General features: G+C 42.1%; 15 protein-coding genes. 14 read left to right on the top strand and 1 reads right to left on the bottom strand.

Translation table 11 applies throughout. The features are described from left to right. Nucleotides 1-216: 216 nt before the first annotated feature. The 13 genes from rpsA (at nt 217) to hfq (ending at nt 12904) form a co-directional block, all read left to right on the top strand. Nucleotides 217-1899 carry a 30S ribosomal protein S1 gene (gene rpsA / locus BHC51_RS11880; protein ID WP_100099990.1) on the top strand — a complete coding sequence of 561 codons (1683 nt, stop codon included), beginning with the start codon at nt 217-219 and terminating at the stop codon, nt 1897-1899. A gap of 6 nt (nt 1900-1905) precedes the next feature. Then, complete coding sequence (locus BHC51_RS11875) at nt 1906-2223, top strand: integration host factor subunit beta (RefSeq protein ID WP_100099991.1); 318 nt, start codon at nt 1906-1908, stop codon at nt 2221-2223. 149 nt (nt 2224-2372) lie between these two features. Then, complete coding sequence (gene zapE, locus BHC51_RS11870) at nt 2373-3533, top strand: cell division protein ZapE (RefSeq protein WP_100154129.1); 1161 nt, start codon at nt 2373-2375, stop codon at nt 3531-3533. Nucleotides 3534-3625: 92 nt separating this feature from the next. Next, the gene (ndk, locus tag BHC51_RS11865) at nt 3626-4051 is read left to right on the top strand and encodes a nucleoside-diphosphate kinase (RefSeq protein WP_100154128.1); all 426 of its coding nucleotides are present in this window, start codon (nt 3626-3628) and stop codon (nt 4049-4051) included. An 82-nt stretch (nt 4052-4133) separates the two neighbouring features. Continuing rightward, nucleotides 4134-4895 carry a 2OG-Fe(II) oxygenase gene (locus tag BHC51_RS11860; RefSeq protein ID WP_180296506.1) on the top strand — a complete coding sequence of 254 codons (762 nt, stop codon included), beginning with the start codon at nt 4134-4136 and terminating at the stop codon, nt 4893-4895. A 100-nt stretch (nt 4896-4995) separates the two neighbouring features. Beyond that, entirely contained in the window at nt 4996-6078 is a 1083-nt protein-coding gene (gene rlmN / locus BHC51_RS11855) for a 23S rRNA (adenine(2503)-C(2))-methyltransferase RlmN (protein WP_100099994.1), read from the top strand. 4 nt (nt 6079-6082) lie between these two features. After that, nucleotides 6083-6847, top strand: a complete 765-nt coding sequence (pilW, locus tag BHC51_RS11850) for a type IV pilus biogenesis/stability protein PilW (protein WP_100099995.1) — start codon at nt 6083-6085, stop codon at nt 6845-6847. After that, nucleotides 6847-7731 carry a helix-turn-helix domain-containing protein gene (locus BHC51_RS11845; RefSeq protein WP_100154127.1) on the top strand — a complete coding sequence of 295 codons (885 nt, stop codon included), beginning with the start codon at nt 6847-6849 and terminating at the stop codon, nt 7729-7731. The genes pilW and BHC51_RS11845 overlap by 1 nt, the downstream gene beginning before the upstream one ends. Nucleotide 7732: 1 nt before the next feature. Beyond that, nucleotides 7733-9001: a flavodoxin-dependent (E)-4-hydroxy-3-methylbut-2-enyl-diphosphate synthase gene (gene ispG, locus BHC51_RS11840; protein WP_100099997.1), complete on the top strand. Its 1269-nt coding sequence runs from the start codon at nt 7733-7735 to the stop codon at nt 8999-9001. Between the two features lie 64 nt (nt 9002-9065). Further along, nucleotides 9066-10358 carry a histidine--tRNA ligase gene (hisS, locus tag BHC51_RS11835; protein ID WP_100154126.1) on the top strand — a complete coding sequence of 431 codons (1293 nt, stop codon included), beginning with the start codon at nt 9066-9068 and terminating at the stop codon, nt 10356-10358. After that, the gene (locus BHC51_RS11830) at nt 10358-10984 is read left to right on the top strand and encodes a YfgM family protein (RefSeq protein ID WP_100154125.1); all 627 of its coding nucleotides are present in this window, start codon (nt 10358-10360) and stop codon (nt 10982-10984) included. The genes hisS and BHC51_RS11830 overlap by 1 nt, the downstream gene beginning before the upstream one ends. A gap of 135 nt (nt 10985-11119) precedes the next feature. Further along, on the top strand, nt 11120-12571 hold the full coding sequence (gene der / locus BHC51_RS11825) for a ribosome biogenesis GTPase Der (RefSeq protein ID WP_100100000.1): 1452 nt from the start codon (nt 11120-11122) through the stop codon (nt 12569-12571). 84 nt (nt 12572-12655) lie between these two features. Continuing rightward, on the top strand, nt 12656-12904 hold the full coding sequence (gene hfq / locus BHC51_RS11820; protein WP_025330801.1) for an RNA chaperone Hfq: 249 nt from the start codon (nt 12656-12658) through the stop codon (nt 12902-12904). A gap of 53 nt (nt 12905-12957) precedes the next feature. Here hfq and BHC51_RS11815 read toward each other — a convergent pair whose 3' ends face one another. Then, entirely contained in the window at nt 12958-13290 is a 333-nt protein-coding gene (locus tag BHC51_RS11815) for a DMT family transporter (RefSeq protein WP_100100001.1), read from the bottom strand. 160 nt (nt 13291-13450) lie between these two features. Here BHC51_RS11815 and BHC51_RS11810 point away from each other — a divergent pair. Further along, a protein-coding gene (locus tag BHC51_RS11810; protein WP_373885695.1) for an IS3 family transposase occupies nt 13451-14532 on the top strand; the annotation gives its coding sequence in 2 pieces (ribosomal slippage) (nt 13451-13694 and nt 13694-14532; 1083 coding nt in all). Nucleotides 14533-14542 lie beyond the last annotated feature (10 nt).

Genomic DNA, 14542 nt, shown 5'->3' with positions numbered 1-14542 from the left:
TACAATTCTGGACTTTTAAGTACGTGGGTTCAATGTGTTTGCACATTTGTTATGTATGAACCTTGTATTAAATAATTGTTTTACAAGTTTTTTGCTGGTGTGGTGATGATCTGCATCAGTGGTAGTACGTAGTAGTGCTGGCACAGTCAGGGTGTGCCGGTTTTGATTAACTAACTTCCGTATCCCCTGACGATACTTGTTTGAGAACATAAATATATGACTATGGAAAATTTTGCCCAGTTGCTGGAAGAAAGTTTCACCTTGCAAGAGATGAATCCCGGCGAAGTCATCACCGCAGAAGTTGTTGCCATAGACAATAATTTCGTCACTGTGAATGCCGGTCTGAAATCAGAATCTCTGATTGATGTGAGCGAATTCAAAAATGCAGCGGGCGAGATTGAAGTTAAAGTTGGCGATTTTGTCACTGTAACTATTGAATCTGTGGAAAATGGTTTTGGTGAAACCAAACTGTCACGTGAAAAGGCCAAACGTGCGGCTGACTGGATCAAGCTGGAAGAAGCCATGGAAAATGGTGAAATTCTGTCTGGCGTGATCAATGGTAAAGTTAAAGGCGGCCTGACCGTAATGATTAACAGCATCCGTGCATTCCTGCCTGGTTCGCTGGTAGATGTACGTCCGGTTAAAGATACTTCTCACTTTGAAGGCAAGGAAATTGAATTCAAGGTAATTAAACTGGACAAACGTCGTAATAATGTTGTGGTTTCACGCCGTGCAGTACTGGAAGAAACTCTGGGCGAAGAACGTAAAGCATTGCTGGAAAACCTGAAAGAAGGTTCAGTAGTGAAAGGTATTGTGAAAAACATTACCGATTACGGTGCTTTCGTTGATTTGGGCGGTATTGATGGCTTGCTGCACATTACTGATTTGGCATGGCGCCGTGTTAAACATCCAAGTGAAGTACTGGAAGTTGGTCAGGAAGTAGAAGCTAAAGTATTGAAATTTGATCAGGAACGCAGCCGCGTTTCTCTGGGTCTGAAACAGCTGGGCGAAGATCCATGGAATGGTCTGGCTCGTCGTTATCCGCAAGGTACCCGTCTGTTTGGTAAAGTTACCAATCTGACTGACTACGGTGCATTTGTAGAAATCGAACAGGGCATTGAAGGTCTGGTACACGTTTCTGAAATGGACTGGACTAACAAGAATGTTCATCCAAGCAAAGTAGTTCAGATGGGTGATGAAGTAGAAGTGATGATTCTGGAAATTGATGAGGATCGTCGTCGCATCTCTCTGGGCATGAAACAGTGTCAGGCTAATCCATGGCAGGAATTCGAATCTAACCATGAAAAAGGCGACAAAATCAAAGGTGTGGTTAAGTCCATTACTGATTTTGGTGTGTTTGTAGGATTGCCTGGCGGTATTGATGGTTTGGTTCACCTGTCTGACCTGTCGTGGACTGATGGTGGCGAAGAAGCTGTACGTCAGTTTAAGAAAGGTGAAGAAGTTGAAGCCGTAGTTCTGGCCATCGATGTTGACAAAGAACGTATTTCTCTTGGTGTGAAACAGTTGGCTGGTGATCCGTTCAGCAACTATGTCAGCGTAAATGACAAGGGCAGCATTGTAACCGGTAAAGTGAAATCACTGGATGCTAAAGGTGCCGTTATTGCACTGGCTGATGATGTTGAAGGCTATCTGCGTGCATCTGAAGTTTCAAATGATCGTGTTGAGGACATTCGCAATGCCCTGAAAGAAGGCGATGATGTTGAAGCTGTGATTACTACCGTAGATCGCAAGAATCGCAATATCAATCTGTCTATTAAAGCTAAAGATGCACAAGAAAACAGTGTTGCTCTGCGTTCATTATCTGCAAACAATACCTCTGCCGGTACTACCAGCTTGGGTGATTTGTTAAAAGCAAAATTATCTGGTGAAAGCGAATAAGCGGTTATGACGAAGTCGGAGTTAATGATTCGTTTGGCGGAATTATATACTGCTAACAATGATAGTACTGTGTTAAGCGTTAAAGATGTTGAGCAAAGTGTCAAAATTCTCGTTGATACTATGACTCGTGCTTTAGCTAAAGGACAGCGAATCGAAATTCGTGGATTTGGCAGCTTTGATCTGAATCACCGTCCAGCTCGTATTGGTCGTAATCCTAAAACTGGTGAAAAAGTGTCGGTACCAGAAAAATATGTACCACACTTCAAACCTGGTAAAGAGTTACGTGAACGCGTTGACAATGCGCTACCATCTGCGAATAAATAATACTGTTTTTATTTGAGATAGACGTTAACGCCGCAGTTTCTGCGGCGTATTTTTATTTTAGGGTGGTCGAATATCCAGTGGTTATGCTAAGGTTACGTCTTTTAACTTTTGCTATATATAACCCTAATTCCCAAAAGAAATTCTATAATATGACCACACCTGTCTTTGTTGCTCCTGAATTTAATAATCAAAGTCCCCTGATCTGGTATCAGACTGCAGAACAGCAACCCGGATTTATTCATGATACAGCCCAGTTGCGTGCAATCAAACAATTAGACAGGTTATGGACTGAGTTGATGATGTTCAAGCGTAAACGTAACCGCTTTTTAGGGAGAAGTTTACGTTCTCCACGCGCGCCCAAAGGTTTGTATATGTACGGAGGAGTAGGACGCGGAAAAAGTTTTTTAATGGATGTATTTTTTGGCTGCTTACCTTATCGGCGCAAACGTAGAGTACATTTTCATGCGTTTATGGCGGAAGTACAACAACGCTTGAAAGATCATCGTAGTCAGGCCAACCCATTAAATGCAGTGGCACAGGACATTGCACGTGAAGTCAGAGTGTTGTGTTTTGATGAATTCCACGTTAGCGATATCGCTGATGCCATGATACTGGGGCGTTTACTGGAAGGTTTATTCGAGCAGGGAGTGGTTATGATAGCCACATCTAATTACGCTCCAGCCGAACTTTATCCTCAAGGCCAGAATCGCTCCAGTTTTTTACCTACGATTGCGTTAATTGAAAGAGAATTGACTATTCTGAATGTGGATGGTGGAGAAGATTATCGCATGCGTACACTCAAGCCTGCTGATATATTCTATATTCCGGCAGATGCAGCCACCGAAATGAAACTTGAGCAATTATTTCATAAGATTAATGGCCAGCAGGAGCTTGTTGCGGGAGAAATTGAAATATTGGGACGGAAGCTGGTATATAAAGCTATTTCTGAAACAACAATCTGGTTTGACTTTAATGCACTATGTTGCGGACCGCGCTCACAGAATGATTATCTAGAACTGGCAAAACGGTTTCGCGTATTAATCCTGTCTGATATACCTAAGATGGGTGCCGGTCAAATGGCTGAAGCGCGTCGCCTTACATGGTTAATTGATGTACTGTATGATTATCGTATCAAGCTTTGTGCTAGTAGCGAAGTAGGCATAAATGATATTTATACCGATGGTGATTTTGCTAATGAGTTTACCCGTACTGCCAGCCGTCTTACCGAAATGAGTTCGGAAGAATATTTAACTTTGCCACATCTAACGTTGGATAAAGAAACTGCGGAGATAGGAAAAGATATTAAATAAAGCTGAATTTTGTTAAAATGACACAATATGTTTTGCAGCACTTTTTTGTATCTGTGGGCAAAAGTTAATATATTTAACATAATGGAAAAAATATGACTATCGAACGCACATTATCTATTGTTAAACCTGATGCCGTTGCTAAAAATGTTATCGGACAGATTTATAGCCGTTTTGAAGGCAATGGCCTGAAAATTATTGCTGCCAAAATGAAGCATCTTTCCAAAGCTGAAGCAGAAGGCTTTTATGCTGTACATAAAGAGCGGCCATTTTTTGCTGATCTGGTTAATTTTATGATCAGTGGTCCTGTGATGATTCAGGTACTGGAGGGTGAAGGTGCAGTTGCAAAAAATCGTGAATTGATGGGTGCCACCAATCCTAAAGAAGCTGCTGCCGGTACAATACGCGCCGATTTTGCCGATTCAATTGATGCCAATGCAGTACATGGTTCAGACAGTCTTGAAAATGCAGCTATTGAAATTGCATATTTTTTTGCTGCTGATGAGTTATGCGCACGCTAAGACTGCAGGTAAATTTATAATATTAGTCCACCTGTTGTCAGGTGGACTAATTTATAATTAATCTACAAACAGGAGAAATGATATGTCAGAATTTTTTAATCTACCTATTCTGGAATCGTTTTCAGCTCAGGGGTTTAATAAAACCAAACCATTTCCAAATCATTTATTTAAGGAAATACTTTTACCTGAAGCATTCAATGAGTTATATAACCATTTCCCCTGTTTAGATTTATTTGAAAAACATGTAAACAGACCTCGTGGAAAAAGCGGACAGCGACCACATAATCGCTATTATCTGGCATTTGAAAAATCTATATATCATAAGAATGATCAGTCTGGATCTGGTGTAGCAAAAATCGAGCAATTGCCAAAAGTATGGCAGGATTTTGTGCGAGAAGTGCAAACTTTCGAGCCCTATCAAGAGTTTTTGCGTCGTAGTTTAAATCTTGACGAATATGTTATTCGCTATGCATGGCATGTTGGAGAAACCGGTTCTGAAGTTTCACCACATTGTGACAGTTTTGATAAAATCGGTACACACATTTTCTACTTTAATACTTCAGCTGATTGGGAAGTTGAATGGGGTGGTTCTATTTTAGCTTTAGGCGGTAAAAGAACGGCGAAAACCAATCCTGATATTAGTGACTTTGAAACCGTAGAAAGTTTTGATATACGTGATAACAGTAGTTTTTTATTTAAAAATACAGCCGATGGCTGGCATGCTACCGAGGTTTTAACTTGCCCGCCTAATCATTACCGACGCCTGTTTAACGTCATTGTGCAAAAGAGAAAAACGGAGAAAACACTTAAAAAGTTATGGCATTACTTGTCTGGTAAAAATTAAATAATTGTATAAATTGTTGAATAAATTTCAATTATCAGCATAATGACATGACTGAATACTAATTGTTACCGCCATTTCCTAATTTTATTGTATTACCTTGATGAAAACCAATTTGCTAAATTTTGATTTACCCGGTTTAACTGCCCACTTTGCCCAGATGGGAGAAAAGCCTTTTCGTGCCAGACAAGTTATGCGCTGGATACATCCTGGCGGTGTAGCTGATTTTACTGACATGACTGATCTGGCCAAATCTTTGCGGACCAAATTGCTGGACAATGCCGAAATAAAAGTGCCGGATTTACTGTTTGAACAGAAATCTGTTGATGGTACATGTAAATGGTTACTTGATGTTGGTACAGGTAATGGTGTGGAGACTGTTTTCATTCCGGAAGATACACGCGGAACTTTATGCATTTCTTCACAAATAGGTTGTGCATTGGAATGTCTATTCTGTTCTACAGGAAGACAGGGATTCAATCGTAATCTGACTACTGCCGAAATTATCGGGCAGTTATGGTGGGCTAATAAAGCACTTGGTGTAACTCCTAAAGATGAGAGAGTCATTTCTAATGTGGTTATGATGGGAATGGGTGAGCCTTTAGCCAATTTTGATAATGTGGTAACTGCGTTAAGTATCATGTTAGATGATCATGGCTATGGTCTCTCGCGGCGGCGTGTAACTGTATCCACTTCAGGTATGGTTCCACAAATGGATCGTTTAAAAGAAGTAATGCCGGTAGCTTTGGCAATTTCGTTACATGCATCAAATGATCAGATACGTGACAAGCTTATTCCATTAAATAAAAAATATCCGCTTAACCAGCTGATGGCTGCCTGTCAGCGTTATCTGGCTAAAGCACCACGGGATTTTATTACTTTTGAGTATATTATGCTTAAGGATGTCAATGACACTCCAGAACATGCCCGCGAATTAGTAGAGTTGGTTAAGGACGTACCGTGTAAATTTAATCTGATACCATTTAATCCATTTACCAATTCAGGTTTCGAACGTTCGACAAATGATCGTATCCGTGTATTTCGTGAAATATTGCAGGAAGCCGGTTTTATTGTTACGGTTAGAAAAACTCGTGGTGATGATATTGATGCTGCATGTGGTCAACTGGCCGGGAAAGTGAAAGACAAAACACAACGTCAACAAAAATGGCAACTTGTACAGGGATGATTTGATGAAAAAAATAGGGTTAACTTTACTGTTTGCACTGATATTATCTGCTTGTGCAAATCAAGGTATGAATAAAAAACCAACTGCTGCTCAGCGCGCCCGTGAAATTTCACAAATTAAAACACAGCTGGCGATTGAGTATATGAAAACTCAAAACTACCGACAGGCTGTAGAGGCTATTGATGAAGCATTAAAAAACAACAGCAGTTCATTTGATGCCTGGTTGATACGGGCGCAGATATGGCAATATTTAAAGGAACCGTCTAAAGCTGAAGAAAGCTTTCAACGCGCACTTTCGATAGCTCCGAATAGTGCTGAAGTAAATAATAACTATGGCTGGTTTGTATGTGATGTCTTGAAAAAACCTAACTCCTCGATAGGTTATTTTGATAAGGCTTTGGCAGATCCAACGTATCCTACACCGGAAATTGCCCAGTTTAATAAAGGCATTTGCAGCAGTCGTATGGGGCAGTATCAGCTGGCTAATAGTTATTTTGAGCGTGCTCTGGCTGCCAACCGAAATTTTATTACCGCAAAAAAAGAAATGGCTCGTAATGATCTAGAGTCTGGCAATGTATCAGAAGCAAATTATCTCTTTAAGCAGTATCAAAGTCAGATAAACAAATTATCAGCTGATGATTTATTATTGGGGTGGAGAATCGAAAGATCACTGGGTCATATGCAGGCTGCCTATGAATATGAGGCTCAGTTGCGTAATAATTTCCCTTATTCTGCCGAATTAGAGCAGATTTCTACAGGAAAATTCTGATGAATGAGCAAACCAAAAATCCCGAATCTAGTCCAAATGCCGCAGTAACTCTGGGATCAATACTTTCACAGGCACGAATGGAAAAAGGTATGTCCGTCGGCGAGGTTGCAGAACGCTTGAAATTACCCGCCAGACAGATTGAGGCGATGGAGAGTGGCAGTTATAAAGGTTTGCCCGAGGCAGTATTTATCAAAGGTTTTCTGAGCTCCTATGCCCGTTTGCTGGAATTGAATGAAAAGGAGCTAAATCAGTATTTACAACAGATTTTCCCCTCTGGAAATCGCCCATTAACTTCGGAAAATCATAAAGTACCATCCGCTGAGCTGGATTTTCAGAATAGCCCTCAACGTCGCCATTTTCCACGCTGGTTGATTGTTGTGCTGGTAGTAATTTTAATTGGTGCTGTGGTGTATGCATGGCAAAGCAAATCTACATCAGAAAATGCCAGACTGGCAGCTACAGCCAGTCAGGATGTATCCGCACAGACAGCCTCCATCGGAGATATTGCTGCTAGCAATATTCGTATTGTACCGATGATGGCTAGTGAACATATCAGCCCGCAAGCTGCTGCTTCGGGAGTAAGTGCCAGCCAGACTAATGGTATTAGTGCTGGTATGGAAGCTTCTCGGCCTGTTGTAACTGGTAAAGACACACTGGTCATTAAACTTGCGAACAGAACATGGTTACAGGTAAGTGACAAAAGTGGCAAGGTATTAATCAGCCAGAATGTCGATGCTGGAAGTACACATCAATATAGTAGTGCTGCGCCGTATAAAGTTATTCTGGGTTATACTCCGGGTGCCAGTATCCAGTTTGCCGGCAAAGATGTTGCAATTCCGCAAAATAAAAAAAGAACAGCTGCAATAACTGTAGGTGGAAATTGAAATGGTCTTGGCTGGGGTACGCAGGAAAACACATCAAGTTAAAATTGATCATGTCGTAATTGGTTCTGAGGCACCGGTATTGGTGCAGTCGATGACTAATACCGATACTGCTGAGGCTGAACAGACTGCCAGTCAGGTTAAAGCTTTGGCAGATGCAGGTTCTGAGTTGGTACGGATTACAGTAAATTCACCTCAGGCTGCTGCAAAAGTATCTGAAATTCGTCAACGTCTTGATGATATGGGCTGTAATGTTCCTTTAGTGGGTGATTTTCATTTTAATGGGGATCGTCTGCTAAAAGATTATCCAGATTGTGCGCGTGCGCTGTCCAAATACCGGATTAATCCTGGTAATGTGGGAAAAGGTGTAAAAGGTGATGAAAAATTTGCCTTTATGATTCATACCGCAGCTGAATATAATAAAGCTGTCCGTATTGGTGTAAACTGGGGCTCTCTGGATCAGGCGCTGGCCAAACGAATGATGGACAGTAATCTGGCTTTATCAGCACCACAACCAGCTGAAGCGGTGATGAAGGAAGCGCTAATTGTTTCTGCACTGGAATCTGCACACAAGGCTGAAGAGCTAGGTTTAGCGGCTAACCGGATTGTTTTGTCATGCAAAGTATCAAATGTGCAGGATTTGATTGAGGTATATCGTAATCTGGCTGCGCGTTGTCTGTATCCGCTGCATCTTGGCTTAACTGAGGCCGGTATGGGCAGCAAAGGTATCGTGGCCTCTACTGCGGCTCTGGCTGTTTTATTACAGCAGGGTATTGGTGATACAATCCGAGTATCACTCACACCGGAACCGGGTAGTGCACGGACGCAGGAAGTTGTTGTAGCTCAGGAAATCTTGCAAACCATGGGATTACGCTCCTTTACACCGATGGTAACGGCCTGCCCGGGCTGTGGCCGTACTACCAGCACGGTATTTCAGGAGCTGGCGCGTGATATACAGCAATATTTGCGTACTAAAATGCCAGTTTGGCGACTACAATATCCGGGTGTAGAAAATCTGAATGTAGCCGTTATGGGCTGTGTGGTTAATGGTCCCGGTGAAAGCAAACTTGCTGATATCGGTATTTCTCTGCCGGGTACAGGTGAAACTCCGGTGGCTCCCGTGTATGTAGATGGTGAGCGGAAAACCACTCTAAAAGGGGAACACATGGCCGAAGATTTTCTGGCACTCGTTGAAGAATATATACATATCAATTATGGTGAGCAGGGTAAAAAGCGGAAAACGGCAAAAGTTATTCCGATTACAGCTTTATAATAAATAATACTGTTATGGCTCTTAATCGCTGTACAGTCTCATATGGATAATAAAATTAATTAATATGGCTCAGAAAATCCAGGCCGTTAAAGGCATGAATGATTTATTACCGGTAGAGCAGAAAGATTTCAAACTGACTTCTGCTCTCTGGCAGGCATTTGAAGATGTGGTTGTAGCATGGACACGTAGTTTTGGTTACAACCAGATCCGCACACCGATTGTGGAGCAAACGGGCTTATTTGTACGCTCCATTGGAGAAGAGACTGATGTAGTTGGCAAAGAGATGTATACTTTTGCCGATTCCAACGATAAATTAAGCCTCAGTCTGCGGCCAGAAGGTACGGCATCCTGTCTGCGTGCGGTGGTTGAGCATAATTTACTTTATAATAACCCGCAGAAATTATGGTATATGGGACCAATGTTCCGGCGGGAACGACCACAAAAAGGGCGGTATCGCCAGTTTCATCAGGTAGGTATTGAAGCACTTGGCTTTAATGGGCCGGATGTGGATGCCGAACTGATTGCCATGAGCGCGAATCTCTGGGAACGTCTGGGTATCCGTGACTACCTGACACTGGAATTGAATACGCTGGGTAATCAGCAAGAGCGCGCTGCTCACCGTACGGCGTTGATTGCCTACCTTCAACAGCATGAGTCAATACTGGATGAAGACAGCCGTCGTCGCATGCATACCAATCCACTGCGGGTACTTGATACCAAAAATCCTGATTTGCAGGCAATGGCCAATAGTGCACCTCGCCTGATTGATTATCTGAGTACCGAATCTCTGGCACACTATGATGCTCTTAAAAATCTGCTGGATGGTCTTGGTATCAGGTATGTAGAGAATCCGCGTTTGGTACGTGGACTTGATTACTATAATCTGACAGTATTTGAGTGGACAACAGATAAACTAGGGGCGCAAGCTACAGTGTGTGGCGGTGGGCGTTATAACGGACTGATTGAGGAGTTAGGTGGTAAACCTGCACCTGCTATTGGTTTTGCACTGGGTATTGAACGTTTATTATTACTGGTACAAGAATTTGGGCAGCTGGCTGTTAACAATGCACCTGATGTGTATGTTTTACATCAGGGCGAAGGTAGTAGTCTGGCCGCAATGCAGCATACTGCCTTACTGCGTGCAGAGGGGCTGAATGTTTACCTGCATTGTGGTGAACAGAGCTTGAAAGCGCAATTAAAGAAAGCTGATGCCAGCGGGGCTGCAATTGCTGTTATCGTGGCACAGGAGGAGCAGTTAACTAATACGCTGACTATTAAAAATCTGCGTACTCATGAACAGCAAACTGTTGCTGCCAGTGCAGCTTTACAATTAATCCAACAATGGAAGAATGCATAATGGTTGTACATATTCAGGATGAACAGGAAGTTGCAAATTTCAAATATTTTTGGCATCGCTGGGGTCGGTGGATTTTTGCGGTTCTGCTTGTTGTGGCTTTAGCTTACTTGGGTCACGTACTTTATCAGAGTCATATCCGTAGTAATAATGAAAAAGCAGCGGCAGTGTTTGATACCTTTGTGAATCAAGCCAGAGCCAATAATATAGCTGAAAGTAAAAAAGCCTTAGTGCAATTGCAGCAGGAATATCCTGATACCATTAGAGCGACTCAGGCTACTTTAATGATGGCTGGTTCAGCTTTTGATGATGGCAAGTATGATGAGGCGATCCGTCACTTACAGTGGGTTAAAAACAAACAGCATGATGATCTGCTGCAAACAATCGTTGCACAGCGGCTGGCTACTGTGTATTTACAGCAAGGTAAATATGATGATGCCTTACAGGCGCTGGACGTAAAAGTGACTAGCTCGTTTAAACCAGTTCTACTGGAAACCAAGGGCGATATTTTACAGGCTCAGAAGAAAAGTACCGAGGCAGTTGCTGCCTATCAGCAGGCTTTGAATCTGTTATCAAATGACTCAGTACAACGTGAAATACTTCAGATGAAAATCAGTAGTTTGAATTAATCTGTTTAATCAAATCTGAAATTTCGGCCAGATTAATCCGGCAGAAATTTCAGGTTTATCGTTGTCCTAGCAGAGCTTGCCACTGGCAGGCTATTGCTGTTTTACAGCAAGGCAAAATTATCTGAAAGACTTAATATGAAACCAACGATTGTTCTGGTTGGTCGCCCGAACGTAGGCAAATCAACATTATTTAACCGTTTAACCCGTACCAAGGATGCCTTAGTTGCTGATTTGCCCGGTTTGACCCGTGACCGTCATTATGGTCATGGCCGCGTGGGTAGTAAACCTTATCTGGTAGTGGATACTGGCGGCTTTGAACCGGTAGTGGACAGCGGAATCCTGTATGAAATGGCTCGGCATACCTTACAGGCTATTGATGAGGCTGACGCGGTTATTTTTCTGGTGGATGGCCGTACTGGTTTAACACCACAAGACCAGATTATTGCTAATCGCCTGCGCCAGAGTACCCGTCCAGTGTATTTGGCTGTAAATAAAGGGGAGGGTGGCAACCGCCCGGTTCTGGCTGCTGAATTTTATGAGCTAAGCCTTGGCGAACCGGTAGTTATCTCTGGTGCGCATGGAGACGGCGTGTATGAACTGATCGAAACAGTTCTGGAATCATTTCCTGATGAAGAAGAGGAAACTGAAAGCCAACATCCGGTTTTTGCTATTATCGGACGGCCCAATGTGGGTAAATCAACCCTTGTAAATGCCATTCTGGGCGAAGAGCGGGTAATTGCTTTTGACATGGCCGGCACTACCCGTGATTCTATTCATATAGATTTTGAGCGTGGCGACAAGCCATTTACCATTATTGACACCGCCGGTGTGCGTCGTCGCGGCAAGGTTGATGATGCGATAGAGAAATTTTCTGTAATTAAGGCAATGCAGGCAATTGAAGCAGCTAATGTAGCAGTGCTTGTACTGGATGCACAGCAGGATATAGCCGATCAGGATGCTACCATTGCTGGCTTTGCTTTAGAAGCAGGGCGTGCTTTAGTTGTGGCAGTAAATAAATGGGATGGGCTTAGTGATGAACGTAAGCAGGAGGTAAAGCGGGACATTGCGCGTAAACTGTATTTTCTGGATTTTGCTAAATTCCATTTTATTTCAGCGTTGAAAGAAAAGGGAATTGATGATCTTTTCAGCTCGATTCAGGCAGCTTATGATGCAGCAATGATTAAATTACCTACTCCGAAAATCACCCGTGTACTACAAAGTGCGCTGGAGCGGCAGCAGCCTCCTCGTGCGGGACTGATTCGCCCTAAGATGCGTTATGCTCATCAGGGGGGTATGAATCCGCCAGTCATTGTCATACATGGTAATGCCTTGCAGCATATCAGTGACGCTTATACCCGTTATCTGACACAAACATTTCGCAAAGCATTTCATTTACAGGGTACACCTTTACGTATTCAATATAATGTGAATAAAAATCCCTATGAAGAAAAAGACGGAAAACCAGCACAGCCTTTGCGTCGGGTCAAGTTAAGTAATCGAATTGCCAAGCGTGAGCAAATTAAAAAATCGAAAAAGCAGGTAAAGCGTAAAAATAAAGTCAGTTCGAAGAAAACAAATGCTCAGTAATGTGATAGCATTGACTACGCTTTTCTAATCGCTGTACGCGGGTGCAGCTTAGCGACAACATAATCAAAAAAACGGAGTATCCAAATGAGCGCCAAAGGACAAATGTTACAAGATCCTTTCTTGAATGCACTGCGGAAAGAGTATGTGCCAGTATCCATTTATCTGGTTAACGGAATCAAACTACAAGGTCAAGTTGAGTCATTTGACCAGTATGTTGTGTTATTGCGTAACACCTCAGTAACACAGATGGTATACAAACATGCAATTTCTACGATTGTGCCTGCACGAGCAGTAAGTTTGCAGCATGAACCGAAACCAGCATCAGCAGAATAATTTATAAATTATTCTGTTTTAGCAAAAACCGTGGGTAACCACGGTTTTTTTTATTAATGAGTCATTGATTTTGAAAAAAGATTAATAACAATAACACCTACCAGAATTAGGCCAATGCCGATAATGGCTGGCATATCCAGCTTTTGCCCGAACTTAATCCAGGCTATCACAGATACACAGACAATGCCTACACCAGACCATACTGCATAGGCAATGCCTACCGGCATCGTTTTCAGAGTTTGTGCCAGACAATAGAATGAGATTGTGTAACCAATAATTGAACAGATACTGGGCATCAGTCGGGTAAAGCCATTACTCAGCTTGAGCATACTGGTTGCGAATATTTCCGCTAGTATGGCTACCGATAGAAAAAGCCATTGATTCATGTTTGTCCTTTTGTTGCTGTTTTGGCGCTAAGCATGGCAGAAAATAGCAGGAAAAGCTACTGTTTATTCATATTGTGTATAGTACTAATGTAACTATCCCCTAAAATAGTACAGCATAAAAGTAGAAAATTCTCTTTATTAACCCATTGGGGATTTAAGCATGAAAAAAATGACTGAACATCAAATCGTATCCATTTTAAAAGAAGCCGAAGCCGGTATCCCCGTCAAAGAACTCTGCCGTAAATATGGCATCGGCAATTCAACTTTTTATAAATGGCGTGATAAATACGGTGGTATGGAAACGTCCGATATCAAACGTTTAAAGGAGCTAGAGGCTGAAAACCTTAAGCTTAAGCAGATGTTTGCTGAGCTCAGTTTAAAATCTCAGCTTCAGGAGGAAATCATAAAAAAGCTATAGTGCCTACTCAAGCACGTAAAGCTTGGGCTGTACAACTGCAAGAAAGTCATTCTATTACTATTGCCATGAGCTGCGCTATTGTTGGCTTAAGTCGCTGTGCTTACTATTATCAACCTAAATTACCGGATGATTCAGTGATTATGTCGGTACTAAGTGCTATTACCGATAAGCATTTACGCTGGGGCTTTCCTAAATGTTTTAATCGCATCAGAAAGCTCGGCTATAAATGGAATCATAAACGTGTGTATCGGGTGTATTGTGAATTAAAGCTTAATCTCAGGGTAAAGCGTAAACAACGTATTCCTCCACGAAATCCAGAAAGGCTATCAGTACCCAATAAACAAGGTGAATGCTGGTCAATGGATTTTATGAGTGACAGTAGTCGCAATCAACGGCGTTTTAGAACCTTCAATGTGATAGATGACTTTAATCGTGAGGCATTAGGCATTGATATTGCGGTTAGTTTACCTGCTGGCAGAATTACCCGTTATCTGGATAAACTGGCCGAATATCATGGCTATCCACTAAAAATACGAGTAGATAATGGACCGGAATTTACCGGAAAAACATTCATCGACTGGGCAAAGTCACATGGTATATCCATAGATTATATTCAAGCGGGCAGCCCATATCAAAACGGATATATTGAACGATTTAATCGCACCTATCGCACAGAGGTACTAGATTTATATCTATTTAATAATCTGGAACAAGCAAGAAAGGTAACCGAAGAATGGCTAACCATTTATAACACGGAAAGACCTCATGAAGCATTAAATAATATGACGCCGATTGAATATAAAACCCTAAAACAAGCAGCATAATTTTCTACTT

The sequence above is a fragment of the Snodgrassella alvi genome (genome assembly GCF_002777745.1).
Classification (GTDB): domain Bacteria; phylum Pseudomonadota; class Gammaproteobacteria; order Burkholderiales; family Neisseriaceae; genus Snodgrassella; species Snodgrassella alvi_D.
The sequence above is the reverse complement of the archived record's forward strand: the minus strand, read 5'-3'. Positions and strand labels throughout refer to the sequence as shown.

What these genes read in the sequence shown, in the direction of transcription:
- rpsA (WP_100099990.1), top strand. Translation starts at nt 217, where the DNA reads ATGACTATGGAAAATTTTGCCCAGTTGCTGGAAGAAAGTTTCACCTTG.
- ndk (WP_100154128.1), top strand. Translation starts at nt 3,626, where the DNA reads ATGACTATCGAACGCACATTATCTATTGTTAAACCTGATGCCGTTGCT.
- BHC51_RS11830 (WP_100154125.1), top strand. Translation starts at nt 10,358, where the DNA reads ATGGTTGTACATATTCAGGATGAACAGGAAGTTGCAAATTTCAAATAT.
- BHC51_RS11875 (WP_100099991.1), top strand. Translation starts at nt 1,906, where the DNA reads ATGACGAAGTCGGAGTTAATGATTCGTTTGGCGGAATTATATACTGCT.
- hisS (WP_100154126.1), top strand. Translation starts at nt 9,066, where the DNA reads ATGGCTCAGAAAATCCAGGCCGTTAAAGGCATGAATGATTTATTACCG.
- BHC51_RS11860 (WP_180296506.1), top strand. Translation starts at nt 4,134, where the DNA reads ATGTCAGAATTTTTTAATCTACCTATTCTGGAATCGTTTTCAGCTCAG.
- hfq (WP_025330801.1), top strand. Translation starts at nt 12,656, where the DNA reads ATGAGCGCCAAAGGACAAATGTTACAAGATCCTTTCTTGAATGCACTG.
- BHC51_RS11815 (WP_100100001.1), bottom strand. Translation starts at nt 13,290, where the DNA reads ATGAATCAATGGCTTTTTCTATCGGTAGCCATACTAGCGGAAATATTC.
- pilW (WP_100099995.1), top strand. Translation starts at nt 6,083, where the DNA reads ATGAAAAAAATAGGGTTAACTTTACTGTTTGCACTGATATTATCTGCT.
- BHC51_RS11845 (WP_100154127.1), top strand. Translation starts at nt 6,847, where the DNA reads ATGAATGAGCAAACCAAAAATCCCGAATCTAGTCCAAATGCCGCAGTA.
- rlmN (WP_100099994.1), top strand. Translation starts at nt 4,996, where the DNA reads ATGAAAACCAATTTGCTAAATTTTGATTTACCCGGTTTAACTGCCCAC.
- zapE (WP_100154129.1), top strand. Translation starts at nt 2,373, where the DNA reads ATGACCACACCTGTCTTTGTTGCTCCTGAATTTAATAATCAAAGTCCC.
- der (WP_100100000.1), top strand. Translation starts at nt 11,120, where the DNA reads ATGAAACCAACGATTGTTCTGGTTGGTCGCCCGAACGTAGGCAAATCA.
- ispG (WP_100099997.1), top strand. Translation starts at nt 7,733, where the DNA reads ATGGTCTTGGCTGGGGTACGCAGGAAAACACATCAAGTTAAAATTGAT.